This is a genomic window from Mesorhizobium sp. B2-8-3 (assembly GCF_006440815.1).
Taxonomy (GTDB): Bacteria; Pseudomonadota; Alphaproteobacteria; order Rhizobiales; family Rhizobiaceae; genus Mesorhizobium.
This window is the reverse complement of record NZ_VFTW01000016.1, coordinates 120,360-138,368: the sequence shown is the minus strand read 5'-3', so window position 1 is coordinate 138,368 and position 18,009 is coordinate 120,360. Positions and strand designations below refer to the sequence as shown.

Below are 18,009 nucleotides of genomic sequence, written 5' to 3'. Positions count from 1 at the left end.
CAGCACGAATCGTTCCATCAAAAGCTTGAATCACGACCAAGCCAAGATGGGAATCCTGAATATCAACAAACCTTAGGCCAGTCGGCGAAAGTGCGCGATGGCCTGCCCAAGGATGTCAAGGCGTTGTGGCCCGAAAGCATCGGGGCGTAGGCGGCGTGACAGGATTGCAGCAGCGCCGGCCCACACTCCGCGAACTCTAATGGGCGGTTTGTGAATGTTCTCCGCCTGGCATTGATATGCCACCCAAAGCCTCCCCAGCCTCCGCCGCTTCTCCATTCTTCGCGAGGTCGCCAAGGGAGATGATGCCGACAAGCCGTTTGTCGCGGTTGAGAACGGGAAGCCGGCGCACCTGCAAGTCGCCCATGTTCGCAAGGACATGCTCGATATCCTCGTCATCGAAGCAGTATTTGATGTCCCCAACGCTCATGACGTGGCGCACCTTGGCATCCGGCCCATTGCCCAACGCTACGCCGCGGACCACGATATCACGGTCGGTGATCATGCCAACCAGCCGATCGTTGTCGCCGACGGGCATCACCCCGGTATCGAGGCTGCCCATCATCTGGGCTACATCTCGAATCGAGTGTTCAGGATTTGCGATTTTGACGTCCCTCGTCATGCAGTCGCCGACTTTCATGGCAATCTCCTATCGGTTTGCAAAAGACCCCCGCCGGATCGCTGTGACGACGGAACGAACTGTTCAACGATAACGTTCCACCAATTCACCCGCGGGTCCGCTTTTCGCGGCGTTCCGCATCGGGAAGTCGACCCGCGCGCATCGCGTCTATCCAGCCGCAGACGTAGGTCGCGCGCGTCCAGGTCGACCCGCCGGAACCAGAAAGCAGCCTAATTGCTTCGTCTGAACTTACGGGTGCGGCGCGATTGGGCCATGCGTTTGCGATAGATCAAAGCCTGTTCGCGGTTTGCCGGGTAGTGGTGGCGGCCGGTTTCGCAACGACCGGAATGAACCGGTGCAGGCATCGACGCGTTGTGCTTCAGCCGGGCTTGCTTGTCAAAGCGGAGCGCAAGGCAGCAAGTGCCAAGGGTGTATGGAGCTGTCGGGACAAGGCATAGCCAACGGCTTTGCCGGAACCTGGAAATCGTCGGCCGAATACGCGCTTACGAAGATGAATGAGATGGCTTGGTGCTCCAAAGCGTCGGCGACCGGTGCGGCGGCATTTCTTTCCGCCACCAGCTATTCGTCTTCGGCCATCAACAGCCGGCGGGCGCCGACACCCGGGCCTCGTGCTGCTTGAGTGGACGGGTTGAGAAACGGTTCCATCTTGTCGGCCAGCGGGCAGTTAACTGCGCGCTTTAATTCCAGGCGAAGAACGCTTGCTGGCGCTGTCGGCGATCCAGTCCGCAAGGCTGCGCGCAAAGCTTCGCGGCACGATCATGACGCAGCTGGTCTCGCTCGTGCGCAGGACAAGCACCGGTACGTGATGCAAGGCCGTTTGAATTGCGCGGCCCGGCGCTGCGCTTGGCGCGCGCCAGTCGACTGCGATGCAGCCGGAGAGGATTTCCAGGATGCGCGCGCCGCTCAAGCTGAAGCGCACGCGTCCCTCGCCGAGGGGAACCGAACAGCCCAGTTCGGGATCGATCGCGGGCTGCGGCGGTTTTGCATCCGTCTCCATCATCAGCCAGAGACGGCGGGGGGAGACCCGAACGATGAGCGTGTCGGCATGGCGGACCGTCTCGCCGACCGAGACCGGCAGGGCAGTGCCCAGCATTTGGGAAACGTTCAGCTCAAACCGGGCCAGCATCCCGTCCCAGCCCTCGACCTGAACGATCGGGCAGTCGGACCTCGACAGAGTGAAATCTTTCGATACCAGAGCCTCAGCCATGCAGCCGCTCTCCTTTCGGATCCAGGAAGACGGGCGAGACGATGCGGGCGCGAACGGTTTCAGCCTTCATCGGATAGGCAGCGAGGACTTCGCTTCCCTCCACCGCGACATCGCCTGCCAGCAGGGCGAGGCCGACATAGCGGTCGAGCTCCGGGCTGAACGTCACCGACGTTATCCGGCCGCGTCCGTGCCCGGCGACGGTATCGCCGGGCATGAACAATATCGCACCGCCACGAAGGCGCTTGCCCTCTTCGGTGCATTCCAAGCCAACCAGGCGCTGACGGTCGGAAGCTTGAAATGCCGGACGCCGCCGCAAGACATCACCGACAAAACCTGCGCGTTTTCCGACCATGCGGCCAAGACCGAGATCGTCGAGTGCGGTGCGGCCATCGATTTCGGGTCCGGCGACATGGCCCTTTTCGACCCGCAGCGCGCCCAGCGCCTCGACCCCGTAGGGTCTCAGGTCGAAGGGCGCGCCCGCCTCAAGCAAATGGCGCCAGACCGTCTCGCCGGCAGTTGCGCCGACATAGATCTCGTAGGCGCGTTCACCTGAATAGCTGAGGCGCATGATCCGCAACGCCCGTCCGCCGAACTCGCCTTCGGCAAGGCCCATATGCGGCAGCGCATCGTTTGAGACGTCGAGTTGCGGAAAGGCGGCGGCAAGGATATCGCGGCTCCTCGGTCCGGCGACCGACATCGCCGCCCATTCGTCGCTGACCGAGGTGACGGCGACGCGCAGATCCGGCCAGGCGGTGTCGAGCAGGAATTCCAGCCGCGACAGGACATCCGCCGCCTTGGCGGTCGAGGTGGTCATGAAGAACCGGCTTTCCGACAGCCGTGTGGTAGTGCCATCATCGAAGACGATGCCATCATCGCGCAACATGACTCCGTAGCGGGCGCGGCCGACCGGCAGCTTGGCAAAGCCGTTGGCATAGACACGGTCGAGGAAAATGGCCGCATCCGGCCCTTGCACGTCGATCTTGCCGAGGGTTGAAATGTCCATCAGCCCCGCGGCCCCGCGCACCATGCGCATCTCGGTGATATAGGCTTCGTTCACGTCGCGGCCGGCGGCGCGGTAGAAATACGGACGCATCCACAGCCCAACCTCGAGCATGTCGGCGCCATTCGCCACATGCCAGTCATGCATCGGCGTAAGGCGAAACGGCTTGAAATGGTGGCCGACGGCGCGGCCGGCGAGCGCGCCGATGGCGACGGGCGCGTAGGGTGGTCGAAAGGTCGTGGTCCCGGTTTGCGGGATCGTCTCGTGGCGCAGCGCCGCCATGGCCGAAAGTGCTGTAAAATTGCTGGTTTTGCCTTGATCGGTGCCCATGCCGAGCGTGGTGTAGCGCTTCAGGTGCTCGACCGATTCATAGCCCTCGCGATGCGCCAATTCGATGTCTTTGGTGGTCACATCCATCTGGAAATCGACAAAAGCCTTTCCGCGGCCGACAAAGGGGATTGCGCGGAACGCGTCGGGAGCGGCTTCGCCGAGATCGAGCCTCGCGGGAGCCGGTGCGGCTGCCGATTTTCTGCAGAAAGCTGCGGCTTCGATACCGGCATGGTGTCCGCCGTCGATGGCGTCGGCGGTCGAGAAGCGGCCCATCATTGCGCCGGCGCCAAAATGCCCTGCCGGAAAGCCGCCGGGAATGAAGCCGTCCACGTCGTCGCGATAGACGGGTTTGACACCGAGATGCGCGGTGAGATGCACGGTCGGTGACCAGCCGCCGGACACGCAGAGGAGGTCGCAAGCGATCTCTGAGTTGCCACCCGGCCCGGCGAGCTTTACGGCTTTGACTGCATGGCCGCCACGCAGGCCGGCGATTTGGGTCCCTGATCGGATCGTCATGTTCAGGCGCCTGGCTTCCGCGGCCAGAGCGGCGGTCAGGTCGCCGCGCTGATCCGCGACCGTCACCTCCGCACCGGCGGCAGCAAGATCGAAGGCGGTCCGATAGGCGCCGTCATTGGTGGTGGCAACCAGGATCCGTCGGCCGGACAGAACGGCGAAGCGGTTGAGGTAGGCCCGGGCGGCCGATGCCAGCATGACACCAGGCCGGTCATTGTTGGAGAACACCAGCGGTCGCTCGATGGCACCCGCCGCAAGGATGATGGAGCGGGCGCGAAGCATGGTGAAGACCTGCCGCGCAGCGCCTTCCTCGGCCGGATCGTCGTTTCGTTCGATCAGACCTAGCGTGTTGCCGTCATAGGTGCCGAATGCCATCGTCTTGCGCAGCATAGCGACGTTGGGCAGGCCCATGAGTTCGGCCTCGGTCGCCTTCAGCCAGGCTGCCGCCTCGCCATCGGGGCGCTCCGACAGCAACTGGCCGCCGAGCAGAAAATCCTGCTCGATGAGGGCGACCCTGGCGCCCGCGGCCGCCGCCGCGCGCGCCGCCGAGAGGCCGGCCGGGCCGCCGCCGACGACGGCGACGTCGGCGAATGCATGCCGCGTCTCATAGCGGCCGGGATCGGGCTCGGCGCCGGCTCGGCCCAGGCCTGCCGCCCGGCGGATGAAATGCTCATAGAACATCCAAGCGCGCCGCGATGGCCCCATGAAGGTCTTGTAGTAGAAGCCGGCGGAAAGGAACGGCGCAAACAGCCCGTTGATGCTCTGCAGGTCAAAGCCGAGCGAGGGCCAGCGGTTCTGGCTTTCGGCGATCATGGCTTGCGCCAGTTCGAGCGTAGTTGCCGGCATGTTGGGTTCGCGTCGTCCACCAGCCCCGAGCGTGACCAGCGCGTTCGGTTCTTCGGGTCCGGCCGAAAAGATGCCGCGCGGCCGGTGATACTTGAAACTGCGTCCGGTGAGTGTGACGCCGTTGGCCAGCAGGGCCGAAGCCAGCGTGTCGCCTTGATAGCCATACAGCTTGCGGCCATCGAAGCTGAAGTCGATCGGTTGCGCACGATCGATACGGCCACCGGCCGGCAAACGTCTGTCGCTCGAGTTCATGCTTCTATTTCCTGGCGAAGCCGACGGAGAGGATGGAATGGTTGCGGGTGTCGCGTTCGACGACCAGCCATTGCCGGCAGCCGGTCGCGTGTTGCCAGAACTCGCTATGTGGCCCGGGCGGGTTTTTGCGCACATAAACATAACGGTACCAGGACTCCGGGTCCGGATCGTCATGACGCGGACGCATAACTGAAGCGTCGCCGCCATAGCGGAACTCGTCATGATCGCGCGGGCCGCAGCACGGACATTCGATGCGAAGCATTCGTCTTGCTCCTATTGCAGCCAGGCCGCGGGGCCGGCTCCAGCCTCGTCGAGCGTGTGGCCGGTACGGAAACGGTCGAGCCCATAGGCGGCGATCAATGGATGCGGCTTGCCGGTCGCCAGCGTGTGCGCAAAACACCAGCCAGAAGCCGGTGTCGCCTTGAAGCCGCCATAGCACCACCCACCGTTGAGATAGAGCCCATCGATCGGCGTCGGGCAGATGATCGGGCTGGCGTCGGGCGTCATGTCCATGACACCGCCCCAATGGCGCAGCAGCCTGACGCGCGAGATGCAGGGCATCAGCGCGATCGCGGCCTCGGCCACCTCGCGCACGACGCCGAGATTGCCGCGCTGGGCGTAGGAATTGTAGCCGTCGAGATTGCCGCCGAAGACAAGCCCACCCTTGTCGGACTGGCTGACATAGAAATGATCGGCGCCATAGGCGACGACATGGTCGACCAGCGGCTTCAGCGGTTCGGTGACGAAAGCCTGGAGCACGTGGCTTTCGATCGGCAGTTCCAGGCCGGCCTTCTGTCCGAGCACTGAGGTGTGGCCGGCGACTGCCAACCCGACCTTGCCGGCGCCGATGCGGCCCTTGCTCGTCTCCACGCCGACGATCTTGTCACCGTCGCGGACGAAGCCGGTCACCTCGCAGTTCTGGATGATGTCGACGCCATGGCCGTCGGCGGCGCGCGCATAACCCCAGGCGACGGCATCGTGGCGGGCGGTGCCGGCGCGGCCCTGCAGGATCGCGCCATGGATCGGGAACCGCGCCGTGTCGGAGAAATCGAGATAGGGCACGAGCCGCCGCACCTCCTCGCGGTCGAGAATGTCGGCATCGATGCCGTTCAGCCGCATGATGTTGGCGCGATGGCTGAACGTGTCGAGCTGATCCGCCGAATGGGCGGTGACGATCTGGCCGCGCTGCGAAAACATGACGTTGAAATTCAGCGCCTGCGACAGGCCTTCCCATAGCTTGACCGAGAATTCGTAGAATTGGGTGTTGCCGTCGAGCAGATAATTGGAGCGGATCACCGTGGTGTTGCGGCCGACATTGCCGCCGCCGATATAGCCCTTCTCCAGCACGGCGACATTGCGGATGCCGTGGTTCTCGGCGAGATAGAAGGCGGTGGCCAGCCCATGTCCGCCACCGCCGACGATGATCACATCGTAAGCCGTCTTCGGCTCTGCCGCGCGCCACGCGCGCTGCCAGTTCTTCTGGCCGGACAGGCCGTTACGGAAAATCGAGAACGCCGAATAGCGCGACATGTTCATGGTCTAGCGGACGATCGAGCCGGCCGGAGTGCGGGTCAGCACTTCAGCGCCCGCGTCGGTCAGCAGCACGGTGTTTGAAATGAAATGGTCGCCGCGGCCGGTGCCCATCAGCCAGGACAGGATATGGAAGCTCATCCCCGTCTCGATCTCGAGATCGGAATCGTGCCTCAGGCCGGTCACCGAGTTGCCGCCGGTCCAGGATGGCGGCTGGCCGATGCCGACCAGGTAGCCGCAATGGTGGCGGCGATAATGCGAGAGACCTGCTTCGTCTGCGGCGCCCTGCCAGGCACCATAGACGTCGCGCGCCTTGACGCCAGGCTTGAGCGCCTTGAGGACGGCATCGAATGCTTTGGCTGCGACCTCGGCCATCGCCGCGTCTTCATCCTTGATGCTGCCGATGCGGATCAGCCGGCCGAGCGGCGCGTGATAGCGCGAGATGCAGCCAGAGAGTTCGACGAAGACCGGCTCGCCGGCGCGGTAGATGCCGTCGCCCCAGGTCGTATGCTCTTCGCCAAGCCTGGCGGCGGGACGGATGAACGGGCCGAAGCCGGGCGCGTGGCCGCCGGCGCGGATCATCGCCGCCACGCATTGGGCAGCGACCTCCTGCTCGACAGCCCCGTCGGAAATCGCCGCGATCGCTGCACCGGCAGCGGCATCCGTAACCTTTGCAGCGCGGCGCATCAGCGCCTGCTCCTCGGCACTCTTCACCAGCCGCATCCTGTCGACCAGCCCGGAGACATCGCTCCATTTGGCGTTGGCCTGCGCCTCGAGCTTCAGGGCGAGGCCGTGGCTGAGGCCCGACGTCCAGTGCTCGAGACCGATGCGCTTGCCCGTCAGGCCAAGCTCGGCAAGGACACGCGCGGCAAGGTCGGCGGCCGTCTCGCTGTCGGAATGGCCGCGGAAATCCGCCGCCTTCACTTGGTTCTCGATCGTCACCTTTTCCATCGACCGGGTGACTAGAACCGGTCGACCGCCGAGCGGGATGATCAGGAAGTGTGGCGCGAAGTAGCCCCAATGGTCGAGGCCCGTGAGGTAGAAGATGTTTTCCGGCGCAGAGAAGATAGCTGCATCAAGTCCGCGCTCTGCCAGCGCTGTGCAGACCTTCGACAGGCGGCCGGCGATTTCTACTTCGGAAAAGGGATTGCGGTCCATTGGGTATCCTTGAAGTTACCGGCTGTCGGGTGGTGGTCAGTCAATGACGATGAGATCGCGGGCCACGTCGCAAAGCCGTTCGCCGCCGGCTTCGGTAACGACGAAGGATTCGGAAATGGCGACGCCGAAATCGTCGAGCCAGACGCCGGCCATGAAGTGGAAGCACATGCCGGGCTGCAGCTCGGTCTTGTCGCCAGGCCTGAGGCTTGCGGTGCGTTCGCCCCAATCCGGCGGATAGGCGAGGCCGACGGGATAGCCGACGCGGCTTTCCTTCTTCAGTCCGTTTCTGCGCAGCACCCCCTGCCAGGCGGCTTCGACCTGTTCACAGGTGTTGCCGGGCCGAGCCAGATCGAGGCCCGCATCGACGCCTTCGACGATCACCTTGGCCATGTCGGAGAGGGCGGTCGGCGGCTTGCCGAAATGCACGGTCCTGGTCAGCGCCGCGTGGTAGCGCCGCCGCACGCCGGCGATCTCGACGATGGCCAGCCCGCTGTCGGGGAGCGGCGCGTCCGACCAGGTCAGGTGCGGTGTGCTCGTGCCTTCGCCGACCGGCATCAGCGGACAGATCGCGGCGTAGTCGCCGCCGGCGCCCGGCACGCCCATGATCTGCGCATGATAGATTTCGGCAATCACGTGGTTCTGCGGCACGCCCGGGCGCATCTTTTCGATGGCGCGGTTCATGGCATTGCTGCAGATCGCGCCGGCCTGGCGGATCAACGCCAGTTCGGTGTCCGATTTCACCAGCCGGGCCCAGTTGACCAGGTCGTGGTTGTTGGCGAGGTTCGCTTCGGGCAGGCCGCCGACGAGATGGGCATGGCAGCGCGCCGTGTAATAGTGCGCATCCATTTCCACGCCGATCCGCGCCCGTCCCCAACCGCGTGTCCGGATCAGACCGGCGAGCTCGTCATAGGGATGCTCGACGGGCTGCTGCACCAGACGCTCCGAGAACGAAACGATGTTTTCTTCGGGCAGGCCGGTGGTCATGCAGGCGCTTCTGGCATCCTGCGCCCTGCCGAACCAGATCGGCCGATCTTCCTCCAGATGGACGAGCACGCACTGCGGCACGTAGAAGGAGCACCCATCATAGCCGGTCAGCCAGCACATATTTGCCGGGTCCTGACAGATGATGAGATCGAAGCCAGCCTTTTCCATGCGCCGCTTCACGCCTGCCAGGCGCCGTGCATATTCTGCCGTTGTGAAGCTGGCTGAGCCGCTCAAACCCGTTTCCCCTGACCGCCGCGTCAATTCGAGAAAAATAGCATAATTGTGCACAACTATCGGCTATTCGACCGTACACCCGATCCAAATGCGCGGACTTTTCAGGATTCGTACAGCGTGTCTTGCGATATGTCTAGATCAGTTGTATACGTCTTACATGCTCGCTGCGACGGAGGAGAAACGTCGTCCGAGCCAAGGCAATCGTCAAAAAGAAAAGGGGAATGCATGCTCATGTCACAGATATCTCGCCGCATGGTTGTGAAGGTGGTCGCCGGCTTTGCGCTCGCCGCGACCGCATTCACGGCGTTGCCGGCCCATGCGGAGACGACCCTCGAGCGGGCCAAGAAGGACGGCTACATCCGTGTCGGCTTCGCCAACGAGGCGCCGTTTGGTTTTGCGACGCCCGACGGCAAATTGATCGGTGAAGCGCCTGAGGTCGCCAAGGCGGTGCTTGCCAAGATGGGTATTGCGCAGGTCGACGGCGTGCTGACCGAATTCGGCTCGCTCATCCCAGGCCTGAAGGCCGGGCGCTTCGACATCATCGCCGCCGGCATGTTCATCAATCCGAAGCGGTGCGCCGAGATCAATTTCTCCGAACCGTCCTACGGTATCGGCCAGGCCATGTTGGTGACCAAGGGCAATCCGAAGGGCATAAAGGATTATTCGAGCATCAAGGATAATCCGGACCTCAAGCTCGCCGTGATGGCGGGCGCGGTCGAGGGCGGATACGCCAAGGATGCAGGTGTCGCGGCGGGGCAGATCGTCGCCTTGCCCGACCAGTCCAGTCTCGTCGCCGCCGTCCAGGCAGGGCGCGCCGACGCCGCCGCGCTTACCGCATTGTCGATCGCCGATATGGCCAAGAAGGCCGATGGCGTCGAATCGACCAAGCCCTTCGGCGAGGTTGCCGGCAAGTCGGTGAAGGGGCATGGCGGCTTCGGCTTCCGCAAGGAAGACACCGATCTGCAGGAAGCGTTCAATGCCGAACTGAAGAAATTCATCGGCTCGCCGGAACACATTGCGCTGGTCGAACCGCTCGGCTTCGGCAAGGACTATCTGCCCAATAAGACAACCGCGCAGCTCTGCAAGGGCGAATAAGTTCCCAACTGCTGGGCGGTGTGAGAGCGCCGCCCCCTTTTTTCCTCGGAGAAGCAGATGGGTATCCGCACGCTCGTTGGCATGCTGGTCGTCTCGCTGGCCCTGATCGCCGTGCTGGCCACGCAGGCAACATACAGCCTGTTCCTGCCGGGACTGCTGCAGGGCGCCGCCTTGACGATCGAGATCGCAGTCCTAGGCAGCCTACTGGCGGTCGTCATGGGCGTGCTCGCCGCGTTGGCACGCATGTATGGTCCGGCGCCGCTCAGATGGCTGGCGACGGTCTATGTCGAGATCTTTCGTGGCACCTCGGCGCTGGTGCAGTTGTTCTGGCTGTTTTTCGTGCTGCCGCAATTCGGCGTCACGCTCGACGCATTTCCCGTTGCCGTGCTCGCGCTTGGCCTGAATGTCGGGGCCTACGGATCCGAGTGCGTGCGCGGCGCCATCCAGTCGGTCGCGCGCGGCCAGTGGGAAGCGGGAACGGCGCTCAACATGAGCCGTGCGCAGATGCTGCGCCGGATCATCCTGCCGCAAGCCTTCATCGCCATGATCCCGCCCTGGGGCAATTTGTTCATCGAGCTGCTGAAGTCGACCGCGCTGGTGTCGCTGATCACACTGTCCGACCTCGCCTTCAAGGCGCAGCAGATGAACCAGAACACGTTCAAGACCATTCCGATCTTCACGCTGGTGCTGCTGATGTATCTCGCCATGTCGCTCACCGTCTCCATCGGCATGCGGCTTCTCGAAAGGCGAGCCTCGCTCGGCCTGGCACGAGGAAAGGCAGCATGATCTGGGATTGGAGTTTTGCCCTCGAGATCCTGCCGGTGCTGGCCCGCGCCGCCGTCATCTCCATAGAGGCGACGCTGCTTGGTTTCGCCATCGCGGCCTCGCTCGGCCTGATCCTGGCGGTGATCCGCATCGCCGTGCCATGGACAGGCTGGACGATCTCGGTGCTGGTCGAACTGATCCGCTCGACGCCACTGCTCATCCAGATCTTCTTTGTTTATTTCGTCTTTCCGAAATTCGGCCTTGTGCTCGACGCGTTCACGGCCGGTGTTCTGGCGATCGGTATCCACTATGCCGCCTACTGCTCGGAGGTCTATCGAGCGGGCTTCGACAATATCCATCGAGGCCAATGGGAAGCCTCGATCGCGCTCAATCTCTCGTCCTGGACGACCTTTCGCGACATCATCATTCCGCAGGCCATCCCGCCGATCGTGCCGGCACTCGGCAACTATCTCGTCGCGCTGTTCAAGGAGACGCCGCTGCTTTCGGCCATCGCCGTGCTGGAACTCATGCAGACAGCCAAGATCATCGGCTCCGAGACATTCCGCTACACCGAACCTATCACACTGGTCGGCCTGTTCTTCCTCGCGATGAGCCTGGTTTCGGCCGCGCTTATTCGTGCCCTTGAACGCCTGCTCAACCGGAGGAACGCGCGATGACGGAACAACCGATGGTCCGCTTCGACAATGTTTCCAAACGCTACGGCGCGTTGACTGTTCTCGACGGCCTGAACCTCGAAATCGCGCGCGGCGAGAAGGTTTCCGTCATCGGTCCGTCCGGTTCCGGCAAGACCACCGTGCTGCGCATGCTGATGACGCTGGAGACGATCAATGACGGCGTCATCTGGGTCGAGGGCGAGCCGCTGACGCATATGCAGCAGAATGGAAAGCTGGTGCCTGCCAACCTTGCTCACATCCGCCGCATCCGGGCGAAGATCGGCATGGTCTTCCAGTCCTTCAATCTGTTTCCGCACATGACGGCGATGGCCAACTGCATCGAGGCGCCGATAACCGTGCTTGGCATGAAGCGGGCCGATGCCGAGGCGAGAGCGGCCGAGCTTCTCGACATGGTCGGGTTGTCACAGAAGAAGGACCACTATCCTTCCCAGCTCTCCGGCGGCCAGCAACAGCGCGTCGCCATCGCCAGGGCGCTGGCGATGCGGCCCAAGATCATGCTGTTCGACGAGGTGACCTCCGCGCTCGACCCGGAACTTGTCGGCGAAGTGCTGCAAGTGATAAGGCAAATCGGCCGCGAGCATGATTTGACGATGCTTATGGTCACGCACCAGATGGGCTTCGCCAAGGAATTTTCCGATCGCGTCTGCTTCTTCTACCAGGGCAAGATATGCGAGCAGGGACCGCCAGGCGAGTTGTTCGGTGCCCCAAAGAACGAGCGGACGCGGCAGTTCCTGCACGCTGTCCTGGAGGCTGGATGACGCTCGAGACGGATGCCTCGGCCACCACCGCGATCGTAGACGCGCCACGACCGCTTTCGGTGCGGGAACGGTTCGAGCGTATCTATCGGATCCTGCGTGATCGCATCTGCCTGCTCGACTACCCGCCGGGAAGCCGGCTCTCCGAGGAAGAACTCGCACAGGAATTCGAGATCAGCCGCACGCCGGTCCGCCGCGTGCTGGCGCGCCTCGAATCCGAGGGTCTGGTTCAATCCGTCCACGGCGTCGGCACCATAGTCACCGATGTCAATATCGAGGAATTGCAGCAGGTCTATCACCTGCGTCTGGAACTGGCGCTTTTGGTCGGCAAGCTTTCGCCGATCCCGCGGACGGCCGCCGACCTGGACCGGATCCGGGCACTGATTGCACGCTGTGATTCCGATATGCTCAATCCGGATCAGCGGGCTTTCCTGCAGCTGAACATGGATTTCTTCTCCGAACTGACCGCCATGACAGGGAACCAGCCCCTGCGCGAGATCAGCGAGAGACTGTATTTCCAGGTGGCGCGTGTCGTCCTGAAGATGATGCCACAACTAGGTTTGGTGGAGGAGTTCACGGCCTTCCGGCGCGAAATGGAGGAGGTCCTGGCGGCGGCGGAGATCGGCGACTGGGAGTCGATCGGACACATCAGGCGTGCGCATATCTCAATGAGCTTTCGACGCATGATGCGGCATGGGGGTCATGCCAAGGACACGAACAGCGATCGCTTGGTACGGCAAGAAAAATAGTCCGAGCACTCGCCTGCTCAGGCGATTAACGACTCTTCCTTTGCCGAAGTTCGAACGAACCAACTGGCGCCTTGATGAACCTTTTGACTTTCGCCAATTTGAAGTTTGCCAGGTTTTTTCCTAGCCATCCCAATCCCTACCCCTGACGTGCTTCCCTGTTTTGTCCGCGTCGTCCACGTTATCCGACCCGAAGCGGACAACAGCAGGCGCTTTGGTCGCAGGAGCTTGGAAGTCGCAATTCTTTGGTGCCTGCGCCGGCTTCTACATTCATTGGATCTGATCCGCGAGCCGAGGGTCACGGTCGTCGACGGAGATGGTGTTATGGCCGATGATCCGTGCTGACACTCAGTTTGATGCCCTTGAACGAGCCGATGTCGCGTTCCGTCCTCGATGCGGCCTCGATATGACGTGAGATTTTGGGGGCAGGCAGGCTTAGCCGTCGAAAAAACAGCAAGCCAAGAAGTCCAATATGACGTTTGAATGGACCCACCAATTGGAAACGATATAAGCTCGACAATTCCTATTTCCATACCACAAACTGCTTTATGTTGTGAGTGTTACGGGCAAATCCTTGTATGCAATATCAACGGTGTCATCGTCCTTGACAGGTATCGTGGAAACGATATTGTTTTGATGCATCGACGCGACCAACGGCGCATTTTTGCCGTGATCGGCCGGCGGAGGAGCACTGATGAGGGGCCTCAACGGCAAGATTGCCGCAGTGACGGGCGCAGGTTCCGGCATAGGGCAGGCGGCGGCCAAGCGTCTTGCGGAAGAGGGGTGCAAGGTTGCCATACTCGACTGGAACGAGGAGAGCGCAAAGGCAACCGCGCAGCAGATCGCGCAGGCGGGCGGCGAAGCGCTGCCGCTGAAAGCCGACGTGAGCAACGAATCTCAGGTCGAGGCCGCTTTCAAGGCGATCGTCGCCAGGTTTGGCCGCCTCGACATTCTGGTTTCCAATGCCGGGATATTCTCCGGCGAACGCGACGGCAAAGTCGACGGGCTTTCCAAAGCGGTGTGGGACGAGATCGTTGGAGTCAACCTTACTGGCATGTATCTCAGCTGCAAACACGGCGTCGCCGCGATCAAGGCGACGGCCGGAAAGGGTGCGGTGGTGCTGACCGGATCGCCTACCGGCATGTCGGGCTGCACGCCGGCCAATGTCGCCTACGGCTCCAGCAAGGGAGGAGTGCATGGCCTGTCGCGCGTCATGGCTGTCGATCATGCGCCGGAAGGCATCCGGGTGAATGTGGTTGTTCCCGGTTTCACGTTGACCCCGATCGTACGGGAACTTGTTGCCGACCCTAAAGTCTATGAATGGCAGATACAGAACATCCCATTGAAGCGTGGCGCCGAGCCCGAAGAGATCGCAGGCGCTGTGGCGTTCCTGGCTTCCGACGACGCGTCCTATATGACCGGGTCCTTCATGTTCGTTGATGGCGGCCTGACCGCCATCTGACCCGGCTCCATCAAAAGAAGACGTGCAGACCGATAACGATCAAAAGGGAGGAGCAATTCACATGGCAATCACAAGGTTCAAGACGACTTTGCCGCTCGGCGCGCTGGCGCTGGCGCTCAGCGTGTCAGGCGCATTCGCTGAAGACATCACCATCGGCTTCGTCGCTCATGCGCAGGGCGACCCGTTCGTGCAGCAAATCCAGGATGGCGCGCAGGCCGCCGCCAACGATCTCGGCGTCAAGCTGGTGACAGCGCAACAGGCCGGCGGCGCACCGGAAGGGCAGCTGAAGCTGGTGCAGAATTTCGCCAATTCAGGCGCCCAGGGGATAGCGACGTCGGTGCCTGGCGAATCCATGGCCAAGGGTCTTAACGACACAATCTCGAGCGGCGTGCCGATCGTGCAGTTCAACCTGCTGTCGAAGGCGGTGAACGCACCCTATGTCGGTGAAAAATCGGTCGAGAGCGGCCGCGTTCTCGGTCGCATGGTGCTGGACAAGATCGGCGGCGAAAGCGCCAAGGGAACGGTCATCATCGGCAACTGCTTCCCCGGTTTCCCGGTTCTGGAAAATCGCGCCAAGGGTGTCGAGGAATCGCTCGCCAAAGCCTCCGGCATCAAGGTGCTGGGACCTTTCGATGTCAAAGTTTCGGCGGTCGACAACTACAATCATTGGGAACAGCTCTATAGCGCAAATCCTGACGCTGTGGCCTTGATCGGCCTTTGCGCGCCGGACGTGACCAGCCTCGGCAAGCTCAACGCCGCCAATGGCGACAAGTTCGTGGCCGGCGGCTACGATCTGACGGAACTGAACCTCAAGGCCGTCAAGGAAGGCCACGCTTACGTGACCATCGGCCAAAGCGCCTTCGTGCAGGGCTATCTGCCGGTCGCGCTGCTGGTCAATGCGATCAAGGGCGGCAAGAAACTGGATCCAGGCTTCTACAATGCCGGTTCGCAGATCGTGACCGCCGACAAGGTCGACATGGGCAACGGCCTGACGCCGATCTCTTTCGATGAGGCACAGAAGCTGGCGGCCGATCCGAAAGCGACCGCGGCCTATTACAAGGCCTGGACGCAGACGCTCACTGCCGACATGCTGTCGGCGACGCCGAAGCCGATTTCCGCGGAATCCGAATAAGCACCGCATCGTTTGAATGAAAGCGGGGTGGCGGAAGCCGCCCCCGATTCTGTCTGGGTCCCTTGCAAAGCACAGATGTCCGACCGGCCCATCATATCCGTGCACAACCTCGCCAAGCATTATGGCGGCGTCATTGCGCTCGACGATATGAGCCTGGCGGTGGAACGCGGCACCATCCACGCCGTGGTCGGTGAGAACGGCGCCGGCAAGTCGACCCTCATGAAGGTGCTGGCCGGTGTCGTCAGACCGGACAGCGGAACCATAGAACTTGACGGCACCACTGTCGCCATCGACGGACCGAACGCCGCACGCCAGCACGGCATTGGCATGGTGTACCAGGAGCTCAGCCTCTTTCCGGAGCGCTCGGTTCTGGCCAATTTGTTCGTCAACCGCGAGCCGGTGCGCCGCGGCCTCATCTCCAACACGGTTATGGAGGAACGATGCCGGCCGCTTCTTGACGAATTGGGGCTTCATGTCGACGTGAGGGCACCGGTCAACCGTCTGAGCATAGGTGAACGGCAGCTTGTCGAACTGTGCCGGGTGCTCCTTGAAAATCCCCGCCTGCTCATCCTGGACGAACCGAATTCGGCTTTGAACCAGCGCGAGACCGAGAAGCTGTTTGCGGTGCTGAAACGCATCCGCGAGCGCGGCATCACCATGATTTACGTTTCGCACCGGCTGGAAGAGGTTTTTTCAATCTGCGACCGCATCACCATAACCCGCAACGGTCGCGATGTGCTGACCGGGGATCGTTCAGCGCTTACCATTCCAGAAGTCATCGAAGGCATGATCGGACGCCAACGCGAGGCGCTGTTTCCGCCTGCTCTGCCTGCCAGAGCCGGAACTGCGAAAGAGATCGCCGTCAGCGGGCTCGGCGGCGGCAGGCTGCGTCAGATCGATTTCACGGCTCGGTCGGGCGAGGTCGTGGGTTTTGCCGGGCTCGAGGGATCCGGCATTTCAGACCTGTTCGATATCCTGTTTGGACTGCGCAGGGCGCGCAGGGGGGAGGTCCGCTTTCCCGACGGCCGTGGACTTCCAAAAAATCCGACGGATGCGGCCCGCCGCAATGTCTGCCTGGTGCCGGCAGACCGCCGCCGCAACGGTCTGATGCTCGACAAGTCGATCCTGTTCAACATTTCCAACATCGTGGTGGGCGCGCGAGACGACGGCCCGTCGTGGTTCTCGCCAAAAGTCGCCCTGGGCCGCGCTGGCCGCCAGATCGAGGCTTTGCGCATCAAAGGCCGACCGCACGCACTGACGAATTCGCTGTCGGGCGGCAACCAGCAGAAGGTCGTGATCGGGAAGTGGCTGGAGATAGGTCCGCAAGTCTTTCTGCTGGACGATCCGACGCGCGGCGTCGATGTCGGCGCCAAGCGAGAAATATACGGCCTCATCCGTCAGATGTCCGCCGATGGCGGCATCGTGCTGTTCAGCTCGACCGAATTGCCTGAACTCATCGGTCTCTGCGACCGCATCGTGGTTGTCTATCAGGGGCGGTTGGCAGCCATTGTTTCCTCGGGCGACATGGACAGCCGTTCCATCCTCCATCTTGTCAACACGGGCGAGATGCCGGGGAGGATTCGAAATCCGCAGCAAGAAACGAACAGGGCATGACCGAAGCCGACCGCACGGAAACAATCGCTCCACGGCCCCAGGACTTTCCGAAGTGGCGCTTTCGTATGCCGGAGGAGATCGGCGTGATCGTCGCGCTTGCCGTCATGATGGCGGTGATCGGCGTTGCCCGGCCGCGTTTCCTCAATTCGATCAACCTGTTTTCGCTGCTCGGCAACACGACGTTTCTTGGCATGCTGGCGATCGGCATGGTGTTTCTGCTGGCGATCCGGGAGATCGACCTTTCGGTCGGCTGGATGTTCAATTTCTCGGCGGTGATTGCAGCGCTTCTGATGGTCGCGGGGTTCGACCCGTGGCTTGCGGCGCTGGCCGGCATCGTGTTCGGGGCCTGTCTCGGGCTCGTCAACGGTCTGATTGCAGTTACGCTGCGTCTGCCGTCGATCATCGTGACGCTTGGCACCTATTCGATGTTCCAGGGGCTGTCGCTGGTGGTCAACCACGGCAGGGCGATCGTACCGTCCGACCAGAGCAGCAGCTTCTTCTGGGTGATTTCCTATAAATTGTTCGGAGTTCTGCCTGTGGCGGCGCTGGTGTTCGTGCTGCTGGCGATTGCAATGCACGTTGTGCTTCACCGCACGCGTTTCGGCTACCGTGTGCAAGCGGTCGGCAGCAATCCGGAAGCCGCCACGCATGCCGGCATACCGACGGCCCGGGTGCGCCTTCAGACCTTGGTGCTGATGGGCGCGATATGCGGGCTATCGGGCACAATGTATCTCGGCTTTCGCGGCGCCATCGATCCGAATGAAGGCAGCGACTTCGTCCTGGTTGTCATTGCCGCCGTCATCATCGGCGGCACGCCGCTGTCTGGCGGGCACGGCACGATCATCGGCGCGGTGATCGGCATGATGATCATCCAGGTCATCTCGAGCGGGTTGATCTTCTTTGGCATCGATGCGACGTGGAGCACCTTCGTTACCGGAGCGGTGACCGTGCTTGCCGTCTCACTCGACCGATTGATCAAATATCATCGAACGCGACGTGCGGAGCTGCGGCGAGAATCCTTGCACGGTTGAGGGTGCCCGGGCACACGCGATTT

16 protein-coding genes are annotated in these 18,009 nt (G+C 62.3%); 9 read left to right on the top strand and 7 right to left on the bottom strand.

The features are described from left to right. Positions 1–196: 196 nt before the first annotated feature. From FJ418_RS21975 to FJ418_RS21945, 7 genes are all read right to left on the bottom strand, one after another. Positions 197–637 (bottom strand): CBS domain-containing protein, encoded by a 441-nt coding sequence (locus FJ418_RS21975; protein WP_140869156.1) that lies wholly within the window; start codon positions 635–637, stop codon positions 197–199. 664 nt (positions 638–1,301) lie between these two features. Then, positions 1,302–1,844, bottom strand: a complete 543-nt coding sequence (locus FJ418_RS21970; RefSeq protein WP_246683168.1) for a sarcosine oxidase subunit gamma — start codon at positions 1,842–1,844, stop codon at positions 1,302–1,304. Beyond that, positions 1,837–4,785, bottom strand: a complete 2,949-nt coding sequence (locus FJ418_RS21965; protein ID WP_140869153.1) for a sarcosine oxidase subunit alpha family protein — start codon at positions 4,783–4,785, stop codon at positions 1,837–1,839. The genes FJ418_RS21970 and FJ418_RS21965 overlap by 8 nt, the downstream gene beginning before the upstream one ends. A gap of 4 nt (positions 4,786–4,789) precedes the next feature. After that, positions 4,790–5,047 (bottom strand): sarcosine oxidase subunit delta, encoded by a 258-nt coding sequence (locus tag FJ418_RS21960; RefSeq protein ID WP_140869150.1) that lies wholly within the window; start codon positions 5,045–5,047, stop codon positions 4,790–4,792. A gap of 11 nt (positions 5,048–5,058) precedes the next feature. After that, a complete protein-coding gene (locus FJ418_RS21955) occupies positions 5,059–6,315 on the bottom strand; it encodes a sarcosine oxidase subunit beta family protein (RefSeq protein ID WP_140869147.1) in 1,257 nt (418 codons plus the stop codon). Positions 6,316–6,324: 9 nt separating this feature from the next. Next, complete coding sequence (locus FJ418_RS21950; RefSeq protein WP_140869144.1) at positions 6,325–7,473, bottom strand: Xaa-Pro peptidase family protein; 1,149 nt, start codon at positions 7,471–7,473, stop codon at positions 6,325–6,327. 36 nt (positions 7,474–7,509) lie between these two features. Continuing rightward, a complete protein-coding gene (locus tag FJ418_RS21945; RefSeq protein ID WP_140869141.1) occupies positions 7,510–8,691 on the bottom strand; it encodes a M24 family metallopeptidase in 1,182 nt (393 codons plus the stop codon). 231 nt (positions 8,692–8,922) lie between these two features. Between FJ418_RS21945 and ehuB the strand changes: the two genes are divergently transcribed. The 9 genes from ehuB to FJ418_RS21900 all read left to right on the top strand — a co-directional run bounded on the left by ehuB (position 8,923) and on the right by FJ418_RS21900 (position 17,986). Next, the gene (ehuB, locus tag FJ418_RS21940) at positions 8,923–9,786 is read left to right on the top strand and encodes an ectoine/hydroxyectoine ABC transporter substrate-binding protein EhuB (RefSeq protein WP_246683166.1); all 864 of its coding nucleotides are present in this window, start codon (positions 8,923–8,925) and stop codon (positions 9,784–9,786) included. A gap of 57 nt (positions 9,787–9,843) precedes the next feature. Further along, positions 9,844–10,572, top strand: coding sequence for an ectoine/hydroxyectoine ABC transporter permease subunit EhuC (ehuC, locus tag FJ418_RS21935; RefSeq protein ID WP_140652706.1), 729 nt, complete (start codon positions 9,844–9,846; stop codon positions 10,570–10,572). After that, a complete protein-coding gene (ehuD, locus tag FJ418_RS21930) occupies positions 10,569–11,228 on the top strand; it encodes an ectoine/hydroxyectoine ABC transporter permease subunit EhuD (protein WP_140640513.1) in 660 nt (219 codons plus the stop codon). Before ehuC ends, ehuD begins: the two co-directional genes overlap by 4 nt. Continuing rightward, positions 11,225–12,004 carry an ectoine/hydroxyectoine ABC transporter ATP-binding protein EhuA gene (gene ehuA, locus FJ418_RS21925; protein ID WP_140640511.1) on the top strand — a complete coding sequence of 260 codons (780 nt, stop codon included), beginning with the start codon at positions 11,225–11,227 and terminating at the stop codon, positions 12,002–12,004. Before ehuD ends, ehuA begins: the two co-directional genes overlap by 4 nt. Next, positions 12,001–12,750, top strand: a complete 750-nt coding sequence (locus FJ418_RS21920; RefSeq protein ID WP_140869135.1) for a GntR family transcriptional regulator — start codon at positions 12,001–12,003, stop codon at positions 12,748–12,750. The genes ehuA and FJ418_RS21920 overlap by 4 nt, the downstream gene beginning before the upstream one ends. A 691-nt stretch (positions 12,751–13,441) precedes the next feature. Continuing rightward, the gene (locus FJ418_RS21915) at positions 13,442–14,209 is read left to right on the top strand and encodes an SDR family NAD(P)-dependent oxidoreductase (RefSeq protein ID WP_140640507.1); all 768 of its coding nucleotides are present in this window, start codon (positions 13,442–13,444) and stop codon (positions 14,207–14,209) included. 61 nt (positions 14,210–14,270) lie between these two features. Beyond that, complete coding sequence (locus tag FJ418_RS21910) at positions 14,271–15,341, top strand: sugar ABC transporter substrate-binding protein (protein ID WP_140652710.1); 1,071 nt, start codon at positions 14,271–14,273, stop codon at positions 15,339–15,341. A gap of 75 nt (positions 15,342–15,416) precedes the next feature. Further along, positions 15,417–16,955 (top strand): sugar ABC transporter ATP-binding protein, encoded by a 1,539-nt coding sequence (locus tag FJ418_RS21905; protein ID WP_140652712.1) that lies wholly within the window; start codon positions 15,417–15,419, stop codon positions 16,953–16,955. Further along, entirely contained in the window at positions 16,952–17,986 is a 1,035-nt protein-coding gene (locus FJ418_RS21900; protein ID WP_140869132.1) for an ABC transporter permease, read from the top strand. Before FJ418_RS21905 ends, FJ418_RS21900 begins: the two co-directional genes overlap by 4 nt. The last annotated feature ends 23 nt before the right edge of the window (positions 17,987–18,009 follow it).

Coding starts and splice junctions, on each gene's coding strand:
- FJ418_RS21915 (WP_140640507.1), top strand. CDS start 13,442: ATGAGGGGCCTCAACGGCAAGATTGCCGCAGTGACGGGCGCAGGTTCC.
- FJ418_RS21900 (WP_140869132.1), top strand. CDS start 16,952: ATGACCGAAGCCGACCGCACGGAAACAATCGCTCCACGGCCCCAGGAC.
- FJ418_RS21950 (WP_140869144.1), bottom strand. CDS start 7,473: ATGGACCGCAATCCCTTTTCCGAAGTAGAAATCGCCGGCCGCCTGTCG.
- FJ418_RS21955 (WP_140869147.1), bottom strand. CDS start 6,315: ATGTCGCGCTATTCGGCGTTCTCGATTTTCCGTAACGGCCTGTCCGGC.
- FJ418_RS21960 (WP_140869150.1), bottom strand. CDS start 5,047: ATGCTTCGCATCGAATGTCCGTGCTGCGGCCCGCGCGATCATGACGAG.
- FJ418_RS21920 (WP_140869135.1), top strand. CDS start 12,001: ATGACGCTCGAGACGGATGCCTCGGCCACCACCGCGATCGTAGACGCG.
- FJ418_RS21910 (WP_140652710.1), top strand. CDS start 14,271: ATGGCAATCACAAGGTTCAAGACGACTTTGCCGCTCGGCGCGCTGGCG.
- FJ418_RS21975 (WP_140869156.1), bottom strand. CDS start 637: ATGAAAGTCGGCGACTGCATGACGAGGGACGTCAAAATCGCAAATCCT.
- ehuC (WP_140652706.1), top strand. CDS start 9,844: ATGGGTATCCGCACGCTCGTTGGCATGCTGGTCGTCTCGCTGGCCCTG.
- ehuD (WP_140640513.1), top strand. CDS start 10,569: ATGATCTGGGATTGGAGTTTTGCCCTCGAGATCCTGCCGGTGCTGGCC.
- FJ418_RS21965 (WP_140869153.1), bottom strand. CDS start 4,785: ATGAACTCGAGCGACAGACGTTTGCCGGCCGGTGGCCGTATCGATCGT.
- FJ418_RS21905 (WP_140652712.1), top strand. CDS start 15,417: ATGTCCGACCGGCCCATCATATCCGTGCACAACCTCGCCAAGCATTAT.
- ehuB (WP_246683166.1), top strand. CDS start 8,923: ATGTCACAGATATCTCGCCGCATGGTTGTGAAGGTGGTCGCCGGCTTT.
- FJ418_RS21970 (WP_246683168.1), bottom strand. CDS start 1,844: ATGGCTGAGGCTCTGGTATCGAAAGATTTCACTCTGTCGAGGTCCGAC.
- ehuA (WP_140640511.1), top strand. CDS start 11,225: ATGACGGAACAACCGATGGTCCGCTTCGACAATGTTTCCAAACGCTAC.